At 64.5% G+C, this 19,492-nt stretch carries 16 protein-coding genes; 8 read left to right on the forward strand and 8 right to left on the reverse strand.

Features of this window, described 5'->3' with window-relative positions; translation table 11 throughout:
• Window positions 1–6 precede the first annotated feature (6 nt).
• Window positions 7–345 carry a cupin domain-containing protein gene (locus NCS58_RS25295; RefSeq protein ID WP_061116167.1) on the forward strand — a complete coding sequence of 113 codons (339 nt, stop codon included), beginning with the start codon at window positions 7–9 and terminating at the stop codon, window positions 343–345.
• Here the strand turns inward: NCS58_RS25295 and NCS58_RS25300 are convergent.
• Window positions 342–1,244, reverse strand: coding sequence for a LysR family transcriptional regulator (locus NCS58_RS25300; RefSeq protein WP_061116168.1), 903 nt, complete (start codon window positions 1,242–1,244; stop codon window positions 342–344). The genes NCS58_RS25295 and NCS58_RS25300 overlap by 4 nt on opposite strands.
• A gap of 122 nt (window positions 1,245–1,366) precedes the next feature.
• Between NCS58_RS25300 and NCS58_RS25305 the strand changes: the two genes are divergently transcribed.
• From NCS58_RS25305 to NCS58_RS25325, 5 genes are all read left to right on the forward strand, one after another.
• Window positions 1,367–2,308 (forward strand): hydroxymethylglutaryl-CoA lyase, encoded by a 942-nt coding sequence (locus tag NCS58_RS25305; RefSeq protein ID WP_061116169.1) that lies wholly within the window; start codon window positions 1,367–1,369, stop codon window positions 2,306–2,308.
• A gap of 7 nt (window positions 2,309–2,315) precedes the next feature.
• Window positions 2,316–3,464 carry a CaiB/BaiF CoA-transferase family protein gene (locus tag NCS58_RS25310; RefSeq protein ID WP_061116170.1) on the forward strand — a complete coding sequence of 383 codons (1,149 nt, stop codon included), beginning with the start codon at window positions 2,316–2,318 and terminating at the stop codon, window positions 3,462–3,464.
• A gap of 69 nt (window positions 3,465–3,533) precedes the next feature.
• A complete protein-coding gene (locus NCS58_RS25315) occupies window positions 3,534–4,973 on the forward strand; it encodes an MFS transporter (RefSeq protein ID WP_061116171.1) in 1,440 nt (479 codons plus the stop codon).
• A gap of 258 nt (window positions 4,974–5,231) precedes the next feature.
• Window positions 5,232–5,576 carry a hypothetical protein gene (locus NCS58_RS25320; RefSeq protein WP_250490607.1) on the forward strand — a complete coding sequence of 115 codons (345 nt, stop codon included), beginning with the start codon at window positions 5,232–5,234 and terminating at the stop codon, window positions 5,574–5,576.
• 138 nt (window positions 5,577–5,714) lie between these two features.
• Window positions 5,715–5,975 carry a hypothetical protein gene (locus NCS58_RS25325; RefSeq protein WP_061116172.1) on the forward strand — a complete coding sequence of 87 codons (261 nt, stop codon included), beginning with the start codon at window positions 5,715–5,717 and terminating at the stop codon, window positions 5,973–5,975.
• 55 nt (window positions 5,976–6,030) lie between these two features.
• On the opposite strand, the gene NCS58_RS25330 is transcribed toward NCS58_RS25325, so the two are convergent.
• Window positions 6,031–6,408: a hypothetical protein gene (locus NCS58_RS25330; protein WP_250477771.1), complete on the reverse strand. Its 378-nt coding sequence runs from the start codon at window positions 6,406–6,408 to the stop codon at window positions 6,031–6,033.
• Window positions 6,409–7,186: 778 nt separating this feature from the next.
• Here NCS58_RS25330 and NCS58_RS25335 point away from each other — a divergent pair.
• Window positions 7,187–8,344: a porin gene (locus tag NCS58_RS25335; RefSeq protein WP_061116174.1), complete on the forward strand. Its 1,158-nt coding sequence runs from the start codon at window positions 7,187–7,189 to the stop codon at window positions 8,342–8,344.
• A 67-nt stretch (window positions 8,345–8,411) separates the two neighbouring features.
• Here NCS58_RS25335 and NCS58_RS25340 read toward each other — a convergent pair whose 3' ends face one another.
• Window positions 8,412–10,799, reverse strand: a complete 2,388-nt coding sequence (locus NCS58_RS25340; RefSeq protein ID WP_061116175.1) for an ATP-binding protein — start codon at window positions 10,797–10,799, stop codon at window positions 8,412–8,414.
• 288 nt (window positions 10,800–11,087) lie between these two features.
• Between NCS58_RS25340 and NCS58_RS25345 the strand changes: the two genes are divergently transcribed.
• Window positions 11,088–12,845 carry a ShlB/FhaC/HecB family hemolysin secretion/activation protein gene (locus tag NCS58_RS25345; protein ID WP_061116176.1) on the forward strand — a complete coding sequence of 586 codons (1,758 nt, stop codon included), beginning with the start codon at window positions 11,088–11,090 and terminating at the stop codon, window positions 12,843–12,845.
• Between the two features lie 48 nt (window positions 12,846–12,893).
• On the opposite strand, the gene NCS58_RS25350 is transcribed toward NCS58_RS25345, so the two are convergent.
• The 5 genes from NCS58_RS25350 to NCS58_RS25370 all read right to left on the reverse strand — a co-directional run bounded on the left by NCS58_RS25350 (window position 12,894) and on the right by NCS58_RS25370 (window position 19,308).
• Window positions 12,894–15,260 carry a filamentous hemagglutinin N-terminal domain-containing protein gene (locus tag NCS58_RS25350; RefSeq protein ID WP_061116177.1) on the reverse strand — a complete coding sequence of 789 codons (2,367 nt, stop codon included), beginning with the start codon at window positions 15,258–15,260 and terminating at the stop codon, window positions 12,894–12,896.
• A 289-nt stretch (window positions 15,261–15,549) separates the two neighbouring features.
• Window positions 15,550–15,918 (reverse strand): hypothetical protein, encoded by a 369-nt coding sequence (locus NCS58_RS25355; RefSeq protein ID WP_061116501.1) that lies wholly within the window; start codon window positions 15,916–15,918, stop codon window positions 15,550–15,552.
• Window positions 15,919–16,049: 131 nt separating this feature from the next.
• Complete coding sequence (locus tag NCS58_RS25360) at window positions 16,050–17,333, reverse strand: ATP-binding protein (protein ID WP_086960691.1); 1,284 nt, start codon at window positions 17,331–17,333, stop codon at window positions 16,050–16,052.
• Window positions 17,330–17,992 (reverse strand): response regulator transcription factor, encoded by a 663-nt coding sequence (locus NCS58_RS25365; RefSeq protein WP_061116178.1) that lies wholly within the window; start codon window positions 17,990–17,992, stop codon window positions 17,330–17,332. Before NCS58_RS25365 ends, NCS58_RS25360 begins: the two co-directional genes overlap by 4 nt.
• A gap of 170 nt (window positions 17,993–18,162) precedes the next feature.
• On the reverse strand, window positions 18,163–19,308 hold the full coding sequence (locus NCS58_RS25370) for a porin (protein WP_061116179.1): 1,146 nt from the start codon (window positions 19,306–19,308) through the stop codon (window positions 18,163–18,165).
• Window positions 19,309–19,492: the final 184 nt, after the last annotated feature.

Below are 19,492 nucleotides of genomic sequence, written 5' to 3' on the forward strand. Positions count from 1 at the left end.
GACCGAATGAACGAACCCATCGACTACGCCACCATCGCCGACGCCGCCGGCGACGGCTACATGAACCGCGTGATCGCGAGCGTCAACGATCACGACGTCCACATCAGCGTCATGGACGCGCCGTATCAATGGCACTTTCATCCGAACTCGGATGAGACCTTCGTCGCCGTCGAAGGCACGCTCGTCATCGAATTCGAGGAAGGCGCCGTCGAACTGCGCGCCGGGCAATTGCTCACCGTGCCCGCGGGCAAGCCGCATTGCACACGGCCGGGCGGCGCGCGATCGGTCAACTTGACATTCGAGAGAAAGGACGCGCAAACCGTTTTCTGCGCCGCGCCGCGCTAGCGTGCCGCACGTGTTTCCAGATGTTCCACGAGACGTTGCGCTGCCGGCTGCAACGCGTCGAAATCCCTGAAGCACACGACGAAGCGCCGTTTCGCGAACGCATCGGAAAGCGGCACTGCCTCGACACCGAGCGCCTGGCGATACGTTCCCGCGACTTCCATCGGCACGACGCTGATGCCCAATCCCGCCGCGACGACGCGAAACGCCGCATCAAAACTCGACACGATCACGCGATACGACATCGTCTTGCCCGCCTGCGCGGCCGCGCGTTGCAGCATCGTATGAACGGCCGTCGCGGGCGGCAGACCGACATGCTCGAATTCCAGCGATTCCTCGAAGCTCACCGAAGGCCGCCCCGCGAACGGATGATCGGCGGGCACGGCGAGCGCAAGCCGGTCATGCCGATACGCGCGATGCTGCAAGCCGCGCAAATCGACGCTGTCCCAGCACACGCCGACCGACGCGACGCCTTCGCGCAGTTGCCGCACGAGATCGTGCGATAGCCGCTCTTCCACATCGACCTTGATGTTCTGATTCGCGGGCTCGCGCATGAACGACGCGATATCGTCGAGCAGCGCTTCCGCAATCGCCGATGCCGACGCGCAAATGCTCACGCGCCCCTTCAGACCGCCGCCGAACGCGGCGACGTCGTTTGCTATGCGTTCCATCGTGAAAAGCACGCTGCGCGCGTGCTCCAGCAGCGCGATCCCCGCGGGCGTCGGCTCGACGCCGCGCCGCGAGCGCGACAACAGCGGCACGCCGAGCGACGTCTCGAGCTGCGCGATGCGCTTGCTGATCGCCGAAGGCTCGATATGCGATTCCTGCGCCGCGCGCGCGATGTTCAGGTGCTCGCAGACGGTCACGAACAGACGCAGCGTTTTCAGGTCGATGTCGCGCATGGCGGCTGGCCACTCCTTTGACGTTCCGAACGGGAAGCATGAGCCTTCCAAAATACCGCTTTAATGGCGTTTGCGGAATCTCTAAAGTCGAGCCATACACACAAAAGACCGGAGACAGAGCCATGCCCGCGTTCCCCCAGCGCGCCGTGATCCGCGAAGTCGGCCTGCGCGACGGCCTGCAAAGCATTCGAACGATCGTGCCGACCGAACGCAAGATCGAATGGATCGGCGATGCCTACGCCGCCGGTCAGCGCGAAATCGAAGTCGGTTCGTTCGTTCCCGCGCGCCTGTTGCCGCAACTCGCCGATACGGCAGAACTCGTCGCGTACGCCAGAACCTTGCCGGGACTGTTCGTATCGGTGCTCGTGCCGAATCTCAAAGGCGCCGCGCGCGCCATCGAAACACAGGCCGATCTGATGCTCGTGCCGCTTTCCGCGAGCCGCGCACACAGCCTCGCGAATCTGCGCAAGACGCCGGAGGAAGTCGTCGCGGAAGTCGCGCGCATGCGGGCGGCGCGCGATGCATCCGGGTCGAAGACGATGATCGAAGGCGGCATCGGCACGGCGTTCGGCTGCACGATTCAGGGCCGTGTCGATCCCGCCGATGTGCTGCGCTACATGCAATCGCTGCTGGATGCGGGCGCGGATCGCGTCTCCATCGCCGATACGGTCGGTTATGCCGGTCCGTCCGCCGTGCGCGATCTCTTCGAGAAGGCGCGCGCCATCGCGGGCGAGCGTTTCTGGTGCGGTCATTTCCACGACACACGCGGCCTCGCGCTCGCCAATGTCTATGCCGCGCTCGAAACCGGCGTCGCGCGCTTCGATGCGACGCTCGCGGGCATCGGCGGCTGCCCGCATGCGCCGGGCGCGAGCGGCAATGCATCGAGCGAGGACCTCGCGTTCATGCTCGCCGATATGCACATCGACACCGGCATCGACATTCCTGCCTTGCTGAACCTGCGCGCGAAGCTCGCGGGCTGGCTCGACAGCGAAACCCTGCGCGGCGCGCTCGCGCTCGCGGGCTTGCCGGTCACTCACGAATCAACCGCTCCAATCGAAGCCTGAGGACGTCATGAATCAATCAACCCTGCCGCTCGAAGGCGTGCGCGTGATCGAGTTCACGCATATGGTGATGGGCCCGACCTGCGGCATGATCCTCGCGGATCTCGGCGCGGAAGTCATCAAGATCGAGCCGCCCGGCGGCGACAAGACGCGCAATCTGCCGGGCCTCGGCATCGGCTTCTTCCGCTCGTTCAATCGCAACAAGAAAAGCGTCGTCATCGACATCAACACGGAGGAGGGCCGCGAAGCCGCAATCGATCTGATCGGCGAATGCGACGTGCTGCTCGAAAACTTCCGTCCCGGACTGATGGCGAAGTTCGGGCTCGATTACGACACGTTGTCGAAGGCGCATCCGAAGCTCATCTACGTGTCGCACAAGGGCTTCCTGCCGGGCCCGTACGAGAAGCGTCTCGCGCTCGACGAAGTCGTGCAGATGATGGGCGGTCTCGCGTACATGACCGGTCCGGCGGGCCGCCCGCTGCGCGCGGGGACGTCGGTGAACGACATCATGGGCGGCATGTTCGGCGCGATCGGCGTGCTCGCCGCACTACGTGAACGCGACCTCACGGGACGCGGCCAGGAAGTCCAGAGCGCACTCTTCGAGAACTGCGTGTTTCTTTCCGCGCAGCACATGCAGCAATACGCGATGACGCGCGAAGCGCCGCCGCCGATGCCATCGCGCGTATCGGCGTGGAGCGTCTATGACGTGTTCACGCTGGCCGAGGGCGAGCAGCTTTTCATCGGCGCGGTGAGCGACAAACAGTTCGTGACGCTCTGCGACGTGCTGGAGCGCCCCGAACTCGCGCAGGAACCCGGGTTCGCGAACAACGCGATGCGCGTCGCGGTGCGCCCGCATCTGCTGGAGCGGCTCGGCGAGATTCTCGCGCATCATCGCGCGGACGAACTCGCACCGAAGCTCGAAGCGGCCGGCATTCCGTACGCGCCGATCATGCGCCCCGAGCAGTTGCTCGACGATCCGCATCTGAAAGCGAGCGGCGGCCTCGTGCCGATGCAGACCGACGATGGCGGCACCACCGACGTCGTCTTGCTGCCGCTCACGATGGGCGGACGCCGCCCCGGCGTGCGGCAACCGCTCGCGCGCGTTGGCGAGCACACGGATGAAGTGCTGGGGCAACTCAGGAAGAACGTCACGGCATGAAGCCTCGCGACGAGCGCACATAAAAATCGGCGCCGTCGCCAACAGAGTTGCATCAAAGGAGACAAAGCAATGCAGCCAACCTTCAGCGCGGTCGCCGAGCCGCTCGCATCGCCCGACGTGCGCGTCGCCACGACGCCCGGCGCGCAGATTTCCGCGCGCATGGATCGACTGCCGATCACGCGGCATCTATGGATGCTCGTATTTCTCATCTCGCTCGGCGGCTTCTTCGAAATTTACGATCTGATCTTCACCGGCTATATCGCGCCGGGCATGGCGAAGAGCGGCCTCTTGCAGACCACCACGCATGCGTTCTTCGGCTTCACGGGCATCGCGGGCTTCATCGCGGCGACCTTCGCGGGGCTTTTCATCGGCACGTTCTTCTTCGGCTGGCTGCCGGACCGCTACGGGCGACGCAGCGTGTTCACGTTCTCGCTGCTGTGGTACTCGATCGGCTCGGCGATCATGGCGTTCCAGACCACGCCCGAAGGCGTGATCTTCTGGCGCTTCGTGACGGGCATCGGCGTGGGCATCGAGATCATCACCATCGACAGTTATGTGACCGAGCTCGTGCCGCAGCACATGCGCGGCCGCGCGATGGCCTTCAACCAGATGGTGATGTTCGCCGCAGCGCCCGTCGCCGCGCTGCTTTCATACTGGCTGGTGCCGCAAACCGTATTCGGTCTCGACGGATGGCGCGTCGTCGTGCTCGCGGGATCGGCCGGCGCGGTGATCGTGTGGTTCATCCGGCGCGCGGTGCCGGAAAGCCCCCGCTGGCTCGCGATGCATGGCCGCAACGAGGAAAGCGAACGCGTCGTGAGTGAGATCGAGCGCGTGGTGGCGCGCGAATCTGGCGCTGCGTTACCGCCGCCCGCGCCCGTCGTCGAGCAGCCGGCGCATCGGCGCGCGTCGCTTCGCGAGTTGTTCGAGGCGCCGTATCGCTCGCGTCTCATCATGCTCGTCGTCTTCAACTTCTGTCAGGCGATCGGGTATTACGGCTTCGCCAACTGGGTGCCGACGCTGCTCATCGGGCAGGGCATCACCGTGACGAAGAGCTTGCTGTATTCGTTCATCATCGCGTTCGCGCTGCCCGTCGGACCGTTGCTCGCCATGTTTTACGCAGACCGCATTCAGCGGAAGTATCTGATCGTCGGCGGCGCGCTCGTCGTGATCGCGAGCGGTCTCGCGTTCGGACAGATGAAATCGCCCGCCGCGCTCATCGCGCTCGGCGTGCTGATATCGCTCGCGGGGCAAACCATCTCGGTCTGCTATCACGCCTATCAGACCGAGCTCTTTCCCACGGCGGTGCGCTGCCGTGCGAGCGGCGTCGTGTACTCGGCGAGCCGCGCGGGCGCGATGATGTCAGGCTTCATCATCGCCTCGCTGTTGAAGGACTTCGGCGTGCCGGGCGTGTTTATCGGCATAACGGTGTGCATGCTGCTCGTGGTGCTGGCAATCGGCCTGTTCGGACCGAAAACCAACGGCTTGCGTCTCGAGGAACTGAATCACTGAGCGGACGGCGCCACGGCCATCCGGCTTTCACCAGACCCACGCGCGGGCTTGCGGACAGGCGCCCGCGCGTGCGGCATCCCGCTCGAGTGCGGGAACAACTCCTGCATGGCATGGCTCCAAACGAGCGACGCAGGCAAAACCGCGTTCGCGATCAATCGTCTCCGTCGCTTCCATCATGTCCAGCCGCCGGCGATGAGCGCAGGCTCGAGCAATATGAACACGCAACTGAGTGAACAATGTAAGTCTCGCCTGTACCGCTTGAAATTCGAGACGCCGCCCGACAGCGTCGCGTTCGTGCTGGCGGACAGCCGCGAGGCGGCATGGCGCATCGGCAAGACGGTAATGGCGGTGCTGCACGGCGTCGGCATTCAGACGGTGTCGCTGCACGAGATTCTGTCGTTACAGGAACTCGTGCGCGTGGGCGTGAGCGAGGACGAAGACATGCGTATCTTCGAGCTCGCCGTCGCGGACGGCAAGGTCGAGCAATGGACGCACGCGCCGTACTTCCTCACCGACGACACCACGCTGCTCGGAAAATGGGCCGAATTGCGCGCCGATCTCGCCGCCGACGTCGCCCGGACGGCAATGCGCCGCGCCAAATAAGAACGCGGCGCGGATAGGTACGTCCTGTGCTTGAGCACGGTCAGACGCCGTGCATTCGTTGCGGTGCGTGACTCGGCGCACGCGCGCCCGTTTTGCGGCTCATCCCTTTGCGTCGTCCAGGAATGGCGGGGTGCTTCGATGATCCGGTCGTATAACCACAAGGGCTTCGTGCTCGAAGTCGCGATCGAAGCGAATTACAGGCTCGTGCCTTCGCCCGGCACGGTTCGCTATCTTGCAGTCGTGACGATCAGCCGCTCAGGAAGACCGGTCACCGCATTTTCGCCGCTGTGTGTCGGGAGCACGCGCTATTCGAGTTTCACGTCTGCCGAGGACGCGTTGATGAGCGCGCATACGGCAGCTCGCATATTCGTCGATGAATGGGTGCAAGCGGCTTCGTGATCCCTGCGAGACGATGACGAAGCTAGCCGTCTTCGTCATGCGATTCGGAATCGGGTCAAGCGGCGGCGCGCCGGCTCTGCTGTCGGTCCTGAGCGTCGGCGGCGGTGTCGAGTGCTTTATCGAGTAACGCGAGCTTGCGTTGGAGCGACGCCACGCGATGGCTTTGCGACGGGACGAGATCGTATTGCTCGTCCAGTTGTGAAATGCGCATGTCCCAATACTTGGCCGGAAGGCGATCCGAAGCGGCACTGCCTTCGACGAAACTTGCCAGAATCATTTCCAGATGTCGGAGTTCGCCCTCCGCGAGCTGCGCTGAGCGTCGCTGTCGAAATGCGGGGACGGTGGTTGCATCGGCATTTTTCATGTTGCACTTTCCGGCTAGATTTGCAGAGACCTCCATTAAAGCAATCAGCGTTCCGGGCAGGCGATTCAAGCTTATTCAATTTGTTTCGAAATGAAACTCCCAGATGCCGTAAGACCGCCGCAGGCCGTGGCAAACGTTTGCCGCCCCGTTACAATTTTTAAGAAGTTGCCGTCTAAATTTCGCAATGCCGTGCCGACGGCTGTAACTTCGACGCGCTTTCCGTTGGCACACCAGCGGGCAAGATTTGCAAGCGCACGAGATATCCGGGCGAACATATCGACCGATTCGCCTGAATGCGAGTCGTTTCTATCCGCGCGAAAGTTTGTGCGGGCGTGCCTGAAATATTTCGGGTGACTGATTAATTGGAGCGAGGGGAGATTAAGCGCGACTTCGAAAAGAGCACATTAGGATTGAGTAGCGCAATGAATTTAGACCCGTCAAGCCGGGTTTGAACAGGGCGGTATCCTCTCGCGAAACCGCCCCGTGTCCTCAGATAATCTTTCTCGGAGACCTGTAGACGCGAAGAAGCTTAGCAAAAGCCGTGGGTCGATATAAACGCCGTGCGGCGCAATGGACTTCTCCAGAATGCGCAGTAATAACGTCGTCGATGTGCAACAGAAACTTCATCACCGTCCGGCCCTTGTCCTGGCTAAGCGGTTGACCTTAAAGAATAAGAAGGGTATCGCGAACCGATTCGCAGAATCAGCAAAAGATTATTGCGCGCGATACACGGACACATTCAAGTGACCGTCGCATAAAGTGTGTCCCAGTTTCTCGAGGGAAAACAGGCTTTCGATACGGCCGTGAACCCCGGAAGCTTTCGCTTTAAACAGGACACTAGAGAACCATGAAAAAAACCCTTCTCATCGCGGGCATTCTCGGCACGTTCGCAGCAGCAGCCCACGCACAGAGCAGCGTCACGCTGTACGGCACGCTGGATGCAGGTCTCGTCTATACGAACAACTCCGGCGGCCATAACAACTGGCAGCAAGGCAGCGGCTCGGTTTCGGATACTTACTTCGGCCTGAAGGGCAGTGAAGATCTCGGCGGCGGGTTGCACGCGCTCTTCAAGTTGGAGAGCGGCTTCAACCTCAATAACGGCCGCTTCAACGAAAGCAACACGATGTTCAACCGCCAGGCGTACGTCGGCGTTCAGCACGATCAATTCGGCACGATCACGCTCGGCCGTCAATATGATTCGATGGTCGATTATCTGTCGCCGTTCTCGGAAGCGGGCGCGGGGTACGGCAACAATCTGGCCGCGCACCCGTTCGACAACGACAATCTCGATCACTCGTTCTCGATCAAGAACTCGGTCAAGTACCAGAGCGCGAGTTTCGCGGGCTTCAAGTTCGGCGGTCTGTACGGCTTCTCGAACGACGCAGGCCAGTTTGCGAACAACCGCGCGTGGAGCGCAGGCGCTTCTTACGGCAACGGCCCGCTGAATTTCGCCGCGGCTTACCTGCAGACGAACAACTCGCGTAGCAACCTGAACGCGGGCGGCGCAGTTTCGGCCGGCCAGGGCAACAACGCCAATCTGACGGCCGAATTGCAGCGCACGTTCGGCGCGGGCGTGAACTACACGTACGGCCCGGCTACGGTCGCCTTTGTGTGGACCAACACGCACTACGACAACCTGCTCGCCGCATCGCAAGGCGGCACGACGGTGGCGCTGCCGGGAAACACGAATCTGCATCTGAACAACTTCGAGTTGAACGGCCGCTACGCGCTGACGCCGGCACTGAGCCTCGACGCCGCGTACACGTACACGGACGGCAAGGTGACGGGCGCGAACGGTTCGGGCGATCCGAAGTGGCACACCGCGTCGCTGCAAGCCGACTACGCGCTGTCGAAGCGCACCGATGTGTATGTCGAAGGCGTGTATCAGCACGCGTCGGGCGAGCTGGGCAATGCCGGCGCCAACGTCGCGATGATCAACACGCTGTCGCCGTCGTCGACGCAGAATCAGGTCGCGGCAACGGTGGGTCTGCGTCACCGCTTCTAAGCGCCACAGGGCGTCATGAAACGCAACGGCCGCGATCGACGAGATCGCGGCCGTTTTGCTTCAGGCGTTACCTTTTTTCCTCCGAACGCTTGATGAGCTGGTCGATGTCATGCCCCGCGCCGCCCGTGCCCGCGGCGAGGCGTGCCAGCGCGGTCGCGGCCGTGTCGCGGCGCACGCCGCTCTCGGGGCGGAACTGCTTCGGCAGCGCCATGTAGAAGGTCGCGCCCCGATCGGGCGTACCTTCGGCCCAGGCCTTGCCGCCATGCCGCTCGATGATGCGCCGCACGTTCGCCAGCCCGATGCCGGTGCCGTCGAATTTTTCGTTGACGTGCAGGCGCTGGAACACGCCGAAGAGCTTGTCCACGTAGCGCATGTCGAAGCCCGCGCCGTTGTCTCGCACGAAATAGACGACGTGGCCGATCAGCTCGCCCGTGCCCTCGTATGCGCCGATCTCGATCGCCGGCTGTTCGCGTTGCGCGCTGAACTTCACCGCGTTGGACATGATGTTCGCGAACGCGACGTGCAGAAAGACCAGATCGCCTTCGATGGACGGCAGCGCGTCCACCTTCCAGCGCACGCGCGCCGACGCGTGCTCGTCGATATCGTTCTGAATCACCGTATGGACGAGCGCGTAGACATCGACCTTATGCGGACGCAGCGCCGCACGGCCGAGTTGCGCGAATGAAAGCAGATCGTCGACGAGACGGCCGCCGAAACGCGCCGATGTCACGATGCGCTCCAGATAGCCGCGCCCGCGCTCCGACAGCTTGTCGCCATCCATCTGCTTGAGCAGGTCCGCGAAGCTCACGATATGCCTGAGCGGCGCGCGCAGATCGTGCGACACCGTGTACGAGAACCCTTCGAGCTCGTGATTCGCGCGGCCGAGCTCGGTCGCGAGTTGCGCGATTTCCTCCGCGCGCCGCAGCACGATGCCGAGCACCGCCGCGCGAAATTCCAGCGCAATCTCGCGCTCGGCGGCGCGCCACGGCAGCGAGCGATGACGCACGACATCCGTCCACGTATCGAAGCTCACGCGCGGCGACAGCGAGTCCGCGAGGCCCGTGAGTTTCGCGCGCGGGTCGCCGGCCCATTCGATCGTCTGCACGACTTCGCGGCGAAACCAGATCACATAGTTGCGGTAGATCTTCGAGATCGACACCGCCAGAAAACCTGCAACGTCCGGCGAATCGGCGAGCGCGGGGCATTCCTGCGACGCGCGGTCGGACATGACCACGTCCTCGCTCTGATCGTCGAGCCAGTCGACGAGCGCCGTGACGCCGTGCTCGCCCGGCGTCAGGCCGACGAGCGACGTGCGCCCCTCGAAGATCACCGCCGCGCCCGACGAGCGCGTGAAGCCGAGCAGATCGGACGCGTCCTCGACGAGCGAGTCGACGAAGCTGTCCGTATTGGCCATCGACGAAAGCAGCTTCGACAGCATGCGGCGCAGTTCGAGCCGGTAATGCGCTTCGCCCTGCGACTCGCGCGCCTCGATTTGCAGCGAGACGATCTGCGCGACATGCTCGCATGCTGTGCGCACTTCGAACGGCGGCAGGCGCGGCGTCGCGTGATGACAGGAGATGAGGCCCCACAGCTTGTCGTCGACGAGAATCGACATCGACATGGATGCGAGCGTGCCCATGTTGCGCATGTATTGCAGATGCACGGGCGACACGCTGCGCAATGACGCGTAGGTGAGATCGGTCGGGCGGCCGGTCGCCGGATGCAGCGCGGGCACGAGCGGCGCGGCTTCGTAATCGGCGTTCGAAATGAGCCGGATTCGGTTCTTGCGATACAGCTCGCGCGCCTGCGCCGGAATGTCCGAGGCCGGAAAGTGCTGGTTCAGATATGACGGATAGCCAGGCTCCACGGCTTCTGCGAGCACGTTGCCGTTGCCTTCCTCATCGAACCGGTAGACGAGCGTTCGCCCGAATCCGGTGATGCGCGCGATTTCATCCGCGGCGAACTGGCAGAGCTGCTCGATGGTGCGCATCGACTGCACGTCGGTGACGAAGGAGCGCACGAGCGGATAGATCGTCGAGAACACATCGGCGGTGTCCTGCGCCGGTTCGACTTCGACGAACAAAAGCCCTTCATGCCGATGCACGACGATCGCCACTGGCCCGTGCGTCGTCCAGCCGTCGAGCACGACGTTGCCGACATGGATCGTCGCGCCGTCGCGCGTGAGCTGCGCGAGGCCCGCGCTCGCGCGCTCGGCTGCGGGCTGGCCCAATACCGCCGACAGCGCGCGGCCGAGGCAAGCGTCGGGTGCGACGTGCGCGAACTGCGCGACGTTGGCGCTCACCTGCACGATGTGGCAGTGCGCATCGACGCCGAAAAGCACGCCGTGGGGCTGAATGCCGCCGGGAATGTGGATCGGCTCGCGCGCGCATTGCGCGTCGATGGACGCATCGTGCATGTCGGAGCCGGTGATTGCTGCGGTGGAGGTTTTGTCCATCCCTGTCCTGGTATTACGGTTTCGGCGGTTCATCGAGTCGACCGTTTTCGAATCATAGATGGGTTGAGGGTTCAGAAGTGAAGCGGGTGGCGCGTCATGAGATGCGTCCCGCCCGAGGCCGGTGATTTCTACATGTCGCGCAAGGCGCCGCGTCATTTCTACGTAAAGCGCGACGAATGCGCTTGCTGCATGAAACGTACCGCGACATCGCTGATACCATGCGAAGCCGACCCACGCGACGAACGCCGGAGGATACATGCTTCATGATCGCCGCGCGCGCCTGAACGATTGATTCGCGCACGCATTGCCGCGACGGTTCTGTCGGCCGCGATCGTCTGCATCGTTCATGCACCCGATGCCGCCGCGCAGTCGTATCGCGATGTCGCGCCGATCGCACCGCCTGCCGTCGAACGGCCGCGCACGTCGCCGTCGCAGCCCGGGCCGGCCGGCGGTTCGCACGATGTCGCGATTCGCGATCTGCGCGGCATCGCGTTCGTGCGCGCGGATGGCGCATCCGCAACGACGCAATCGGCTGCGGGCGGCGCGATCACGGCGACGGGCCTGCCTGTCCTCACGCCCGATTTTCTCGAGGGCTTTTCGGCCGATCTCCACGCGCCTCTGACTTTCGCGCGCCTCGCCGACATACGGCGCGCGGTCGTGCAGCGATATCGCGCCGCGGGCCAGCCGCTCGTCGATGTGTACGTGCCCGAGCAGGACGTGAGCGATGGCGTCGTGAAGATCGCCATCGCCGAGTTTCGCGCGGGGCGTGTGATACCCAAAGGCAATCGCTATTTCTCCGATGCGCTGCTCGCGCGCGAGATGCCGCTCGCGAGCGGCGAGCCGATCCATGAAAGCGATGTCGCCTCGGGGCTTGCGCTGCTCAACGCGAATCCGTATCGGCGCGTGGACGTGATTTATGCGCCCGGCGCCGCGCGCGATACGACCGATGTCGTGCTGCAAACCGAGGATCGCTTTCCGTTTCGCATCTACGGCGGCTATAACAACGATGGCGTGCGCGATCTCGGACGCGATCGCATTCTCGCGGGATTCGATTACGGCAATCTGTTCGGCATCGATGCGCGCATCGGCTATCAGATGACCGCGAGTAACGATCTGCTGAGCGGCAATCCGGATATCGAGGGGCGGCCCGATCGTCCGCGTTACATCGCGCACGCGTTCAATGCGGTCGCGCCGTTGCCGTGGCTCGATCGCCTCGAGTTGTTCGGCGTGTTCGCGCAGAGCACGCCGCGTCTGCCCGACAGTTACGGGCAAACCGGCATCAGCGCGCAGATCAGTTTCCGGTACGACTGGCGCTTGCCGCCGCTCGATCACGCGGGCGCGTGGCAACAGCAAGTGCAGCTCGGCTACGACTTCAAGCGCTCGAACAACGACCTCGAATTCGGCGGCTTTCAGGTGTTCAATGCGAACACGCATATTCATCAGTTGGTCATCGCCTACGATCTCCTGAAGAGCGATGCTTCCGGCGATACCCATCTGAACGCATCGCTCTTCGTGAGTCCGGGCTATTTCGACAGCAACAGTAACGAGGAAGCGTACGATGCCGCGCGTCTCGGCGCGACGCCCCGCTATCAGTACATGCAGCTGTCGGCGCAACGCGACATGCCGCTCGGCAAGTCCGGCTTTTCGGTGGCGGCGCGCGGGCTCGTTCAGTGGACGGGCACCACGCTCTTGCCCAGCGAGGAACTCGGGCTGGGCGGCGATGCCACCGTGCGCGGCTATGAGCCGTATGCGGCGCAGGGCGATCGCGGATGGAACCTGCAGACGGAACTGCGCGCGCCGGCGATATCGGCGGGCATCGCGGCGATGCAGCCGTTCGTGTTCTTCGACGCGGGACACGTGTGGAATCGCATCGCCGAATTCGGCGAGGTCAATAATGCGTCGCTGGCGAGCGTCGGAGCGGGGATTCGCGTGCAGGCCGGACGCTTCGTCAGCTTTCGCGGCACCTATGGATTTCCGCTGAAGGCCGTGGTGCCGAATGGATCGAAGGCGCCGGTCGGCGAGATCTTTCTCGTGATCGGGAGCTAGCGCGCCGGACTGCGCGCCGCGCCGTCCAGCGGTGTAGTTGCACGCGTTTCAGGGCTGCGCCTGCTGCCACTGCAAGACAGGATGCGTCGCCCCTGCCGGCATCGCCCAGACCCCGCCCGACGGGATGTTCCAGTCGAGGAAGTTCGACGGGTTGCTCATCTGCGCGGTGCTGAGCCCGTTTGAATCGGGCGGAACGGTGCCCGAATTCGACCCCGCCGCTTGCGTGCGAATCGTCGTGTCCTTGTTCCAGTAGACGTTGTTGTGAATCGCGCCCTGGTTGTACGCCGCGATGCCGCCTTCCGGATCGCCCGGAGGCCCGCCGCCGCCAACCTGCCCGGTCGCGAACGATTCGTTGATCACGCCTGTGCTGCCGTTGGCATACACGATTCCGCCGCCGCCGCCGAAACCGCCCACGTCGCCCGTTGCGTACGACTGCGTGATCAGTCCGTTGTTGAAGGCGACGAGCCCGCCCGTCTCGCCATGCGTCCCGGCGTAGGTCGTGCCGGTCGCGAACGACTGCGCGATCGTGCCGTTGTTCACGCCAACCAGCCCGCCCGCGGGAATCTGATAGCCGACATCCGCCGTGCTCGACGACCGTTCGATAACCCCGTTGTTCACGCCGACGAGGCCGCCCGCGCCGGCGCCGCCGAAGCCGTTCTGCCCGACGCCGCCCGTCGTGTTGACGTAGGTGACGAGACCGTTGTTCTGGCCCGCGAGCAAGCCGAACGCCCCCGATGAATAGTCGCCCGTCCTGGCGTCGGTGAGATTCAGATTGCGCACGACGCCGCTCGCGCCGATCACGCCGAACATGCCGTAGCGGTCGTCGTTCAGATTCGCTACGGTCGCGAGCTTGTCGATCGTGTGGCCGAAGCCGTCGAACTGGCCGGTGAAAGGCGTCCGCGTCGCGCCGATCGCCGTGAAGGAGTTCGGATAGGCGGTCGCGCTCGCGTCGATGTCCTTGCCGAGCGCGTAGTTGCCCGCGAGGTCTTTCGACATGTTCGAGAGATCGGCGAGGGTGTTCACGAGCCGGTACGCGGTCGTCTGCGAGACGAGGCCGCTATACGGCGCGGCCGTCCATCCGCTGTTCGTGAGCAGCGTGCCCGGCGCGTAGCTGCCGTTCATGTCATAGAGCGCGCTGACGATGCCGCCGCTCTTCGACCAGTCGATCGTGCCGCCATTCGTCACGCTGCCGCCGTTGTCGATGCCGCCCGCGTCCGCGCGCAGCGTCAGATTGCCGTTGCCCGCGTTGCCGATGGTCGCGCCCGCGCCGATCGCCACGCCATGCGCCGCGCCGAGCGTGAGCGATGCATTGCCGTTCCACTGGACGTTGCCGCCCACGGTCAGATCGCCGCCGCTGGCTTCGACATCGACCGATGTGCCGTTGAAGAGACTGCGCGCGAGCGAGTCCGCGTTGGCCTGATCGACCGTGAAAGTCGGCGCGCCGAGCTTCCATGTGCGCGCCTGCACATTCGCGCCCACGATGTCGAGCGCGTTCCCGCGCGTCTCGACCGTGCCGCCGCTGCCGTCCGCGTTCATCGCGCCGATCGTGCCGTTCGCATGCACCGTGCCCTGGTCCGCGACCAGCCAGACGTGGCCGTCGCGCGTCGCGGTGCCGGTCGCGCGGGTCGCGGCGCTGTTGCCCGCGAGCGCGTACACATTGCCGTCGGCGGCCTGGAGGCTCGCCTGCGCCGCCTGGATCATGCCGCCGTTCATCGCCGTGCCGCCGCTGCCCGCCTGCACGAAGACCTGCTGTCCGCCCGACGCATCGCGCAGGAGCACCTGATTGCCCGCCGCGATTTCCGTCGTGCCCTGCGGCGTGCTGATGCGGCCGCCGTTCACCGCCGCCGTGCGCGATACGAGAAACACGTCGCCGCCGCTCGATCCGATGGTGCCGAGATTGATGACCATGCCGTCGCCGCCGCCCGAGAGCGTGAGCGGGCCGCCCTGCATGAACGCGCCGTTGTCGATGTCGAGTGCCGATGCGACGAAGCGGCCGCCCGTCGCGACGACACCGCCCGGGCCGACGAGCACGCCCTGCGGATTGACGAGATACACGCTGCCCGTTGCGCTCAGCTGCCCGAAAATCACCGATGCTTCGCCGCCGCTCACGCGATTGAGCGTCGCGCCGGTTCCGTTGTTGAACGTAACTTGCCGTCCGCTGCCGATCGAGAAGCTGGTCCAGTCGATGACGCCGCGCGTGGATGTCTGACTGATCGTGACCGACGGGCCGCTGCCGCCGCCGCTGATCGCGCCGCTGCCCGCGACGAACCGGCCGCCGTCGGGCAAGGGCGGCGCGGCGCCTGCGGGATTGGCGCACGTCAGGCCCGCGACGAGCGGCACGAGCATCGCGAGCGGCCGCACACGCGTGCGGCGAATCCGGGTTCGAGGAAGAAACGGACGAATGTTGCGCTGCATGACGACCTCCGGTCGGTGTCGATTGTTCTCATCGTTCTTGGCCGCTGACGGTGTAGCCGCTTTTCGGCCCGACGATCCAGGACACCGCCGGGAGGCGCGAACATCGACGTGCGAGCAGGTGCGCCGATGGTAGCGCCCGCGCCCCGTGCGCCAATGTGGGGTTCCGCACATTCGTGCCGGTCGAGAAAATGTCCGGGCCCGAACGCGGTACGCGTCGGGACCCGTGCGCGACGTGGCATGAAAATTTATCGCCGCTGCGCGGAAAAGTCCGAGGGGAAGAAGCCTTGCGTTATTGCGAAGGCCTGCGCCGGCTCGTCAGCTCGAGCCGGCACTCGTGATAGATGCGCTGCACGAGCGCGCATTCGTAGTCGAGATCCTCGCCTTCGAGAATGCGCTCGATGTCGCCGCGCGAGGCGTCGGCGTCGAGCGTCGTCGAGAAGCGCTCGGCGAGTGCCTGCGCCGCCGCCGAAAGCCGCGCGGTCTCGATCCACTCCGCCGCGCGATGGTGCCGGTCGAGCCAGCGATGCGCCGCGCGCACCTGAAAGGAGGTATCGGGCCAGTCGCCTTCGATGTAATACGCGCCGAGCAGTCCGCACGTGAGCCAGCACATCAGATGCACCCGGTCGTCGGGTCCGAGGGGATAGCGCACTTGACTCATGATGGCGGCATCGAAATGGCCCATCGGGAAGACGCATCGACGATAGCATGCCGCACATGCGCCCGACATGCGGCTCGCGTATGTCCTCACGCGGGCCGCATGTGTCCGGAGAATTCCTCGAACGAAACCGCTCATATCGTGACCGTCACCACGAGCCCGCGCGGCGCGGCATCCGCGAGTTCGACCTTCGCGCCCATGCGCGCCGCAATCGTGCCGACGATGGAAAGGCCGAGGCCCGAGCCGTCCTCGTCGCTGCCGAGCACGCGATAGAACGGATCGAAGACGCGCGCGCGTTCCTCCGGCGCGATGCCGGGACCGCTGTCCTCGATGCGAATCCACGGCCGCGCATTCGCCAAGCCCGTCGAGAGGTCCACGCGCCCGCCCGGCGGCGTGTATCGGATCGCGTTATCGACGAGATTCTTCACCATGATGGTGAGATCGGCTTGCGGCGCGCGGATGTGGACGTCATCGACGCTCGACACGCCGATGTCGATGTCCTTCGCTTCCGCGAGCGGCATCAGATCCTCCAGCACGTTGCGAAAGACTTCCTGCACGCGCAGATGCGCCGTGTCGGCGTCGTTGCGTTGCTGCAGGCGCGCGAGCGTCAGCAATTGATGCAGCAGCGAGCGCGTGCGCGCGAGACCGCGCCGGAGCGCATCGAGCCGCTGGCGCGCGGTGTCCGGCAATTCGGATGCGGCGAGCCGCTCGGCCTGCAACGACAAGGCGGTCAGCGGCGAACGCAATTCGTGCGCGGCATCGGCGACGAAGCGGCGCTGCAACGCCACCGACGCTTCAACGCGCGCGAGCAGCCGGTTGATTGCGACCACGAAAGGCGCGATCTCGCTCGGCAGCGCGTCGCCGGAAAGCGCGGACAGATCGTGCTCGGGGCGCGTGTCGAGACCGGCCGACAGCGCCGTGAGCGGCCGGAACATGCGTCGCACGATCAGATGCAGCGCCACGAGCAGCACGAGTGCGAGCGCGGCGAAGGGCATCACGGTGGCGAGCGCGCTGTTGCGGGCGATCTCGTCCCGGCCCGCCGTCTGCTGGCCGATCACGGCGCGTGTGCCGTCGTCGAGCGTGGTGACGGCAAGACGCCACGGCGTGCCGTCGACGATCGCGTTTTGCAGGCCATCGGGCAGGCCGGGTGGGAGCGCGAGCGGCGCGCGCTCGGCGATCGTCTGAATCACGAGCTTCGATTCCGCGTCCGCGCCGTCGACCTTGGCGAGCGCTTCGCGCCGCATCACGGCGAGCGTGCGCGGCGTGACGAGTGCGGCGATCTGCTTCAACTGGCCGTCCTGCAACTCGTTCGCCTCGTGAAGCGCCGTCTTGAAGGCGATCACGCCGCCCGCCGCCGCAATCACGACGATCAGCGCCGACAGCCAGGCCGACAGCCTGAACTGAAGCGAACGCGTCACGATTCCTTCGAAACCATCCAGCCCACGCCGCGCACGTTCTTGATCGCGGTGGCGCCGAGCTTCTTGCGCAGCGAATGGATCAGAAACTCGACCGCGTTGCTTTCCACTTCCTCGTTCCAGCCATAGATGCGATCTTCGAGCTCCGCGCGCGAGAGGATCGCGCCGGGGCGGACCATCAGCGATTGCAGCAGCGCGAATTCGCGGCTCGAGAGGCGCGTCGCGATGTCGCCGCACGTGGCTTCGCGCGTCGCCGGATCTAGCGTGAGCACGCCGTTCGTCATGAGCGGCGCGGCCTGTCCGCCACGGCGGCGGATCACGGCGCGCATGCGCGCCTTCAGTTCGGCGATGTCGAAGGGCTTGATGAGGTAGTCGTCGGCGCCTTCATCGAGGCCGCGAATGCGCGCTTCGACGGAATCGCGCGCGGTGATGATGATGAGCGGCACGTGATGCGCCCCGCGTCGCACGGCGCTCAGCACGTCGAGGCCGTCGGCGCCGGGCAGGCCGAGGTCGAGCAGGATCGCATCGTAGACGTGCGTGGTGAGGCTCGTGAGCGCGAGCTTGCCGTCGCGCACCCAATCGACGGCGTAGCTGCTCTCGCGCAGTTCGTCCTGCACGGATTCGCCGATCATGCGGTCGTCTTCGACGAGCAATACCCTCATGGCGTGTCTCCGGGCAGTCATGGCTTTTGTCGACGCTCGACGGATGGCGCTGGCTTCATCTTGCGGTCTTCACGTTCAGAGAAGCCGCAAGCGTAGCGGAGGGAAGCTTAGGAAATGCTTAGGATTTCCCGGTGCGCGAGACGCACCGGGCGGTTGCTCCGACGTGAGCGTCAGAACGCGTGCCGCAACGCCACCCGCGCGACGAACTGCTCCGAATTCGAGGACAAGCCCTGCGTGCCCGGAATGAACGCCTGATCCATGACGGAACCGGTCGATGTGCCGGCGATCTTCTGATACGCGCCCTGCAGATAAACGTCAGTGCGCTTCGACAGGAAATAATCCGCCATCAGACCGGCCGAATGGATGTGCGGCTTCACGGTGCCCGCGGTCGAATCGTAGGTCTCGATCGAATACACGTATTGCGCGCCGACGAAGAAGGCCGGCGTGAACTGATACTTCCCGTTCACTTCGAAGTTCTGATACTTCAGGTTCTTCAAAGTGTTCCCCGCCGATGCGAGCGGCAAGCCGATATAGCCGTTCGTCGACGGATCGCGATAACTCGAATTCGTGTACGCGAAACCCGCGGTCGCATTGCCGAACGTGTAGTTCACGCCCGCGCCGAAGATCTGCATGCGCCGGGCGATGAAGCTCGCGTCGTTCGTCGCGATTGCCCCGTTCGCATTCGAGCCCGTGCCGTCGGCGCGCAAATAGGCCGCGCCGACCAGCAAGCCGCCGCTGGCATACGACGCCCCGACGCTGTACTGCCGGTTGGCCGCAAAGTTCGCGTCGTTGCTGAAGCTATACGTGCCGCCGAAGCGCAAGCCCGCGAGCGTCGGGCTCGCGTACTTGACCGTGTTGTTCACGCGAAACGAGTTGTCGGTGTTGTCGTTATCGAACGGATGCGCGAAGAGATAGCCGGCCCAGTTGCCGTTGGCTGTCGTCGGCGCGAGATAGTCGACCACGGAATCGTACTGGCGGCCGAGCTTGAGCGAGCCGAAACGGTCGTCGCTCACGCCCACGTACGCCTGCCGGCCGAACATGCGTCCGCCTTGCCCCGCCGCGCCATTGCTCAGGTTCACGCCGCTTTCGAGCTGGAACACCGCCTTCGTGCCGCCGCCGAGTTCCTCGACGCCGCGCATGCCCCAGCGGCTGCCTGCGGCGTAACCGCTCGTGAGCTCATAGACATGATTACCGCCGACGTTGCTCGTGTAATCGAAGCCTTCGTCGAGGATGCCGTACAGCGTGACGCTGCTTTGAGCATGAGCTGATGTTGCGATGCACGCGAGCGCGGCCAGGGAAATTGCTTTGTTTCTCATGAAAGTCTCAAGTCTTTTACTTATTCGTCAAGAAGTCCAAACCATCGATGTGGACGGGACCGCGAGCGACGGATTGTGCGCGATGCAAGTGCGGCTGCAAAAGGATTTAGTCGAACAGCAAGCGTGAGTTTTGCGAATGTTCTTCCAGAAAATTCTTCGCTTGTCGTTGCAGCGCGAGGCGCGG

Origin of the sequence: Caballeronia sp. INML3B (genome assembly GCF_023631305.1) — a bacterium.
In the GTDB taxonomy this organism is placed as follows: domain Bacteria; phylum Pseudomonadota; class Gammaproteobacteria; order Burkholderiales; family Burkholderiaceae; genus Caballeronia; species Caballeronia turbans.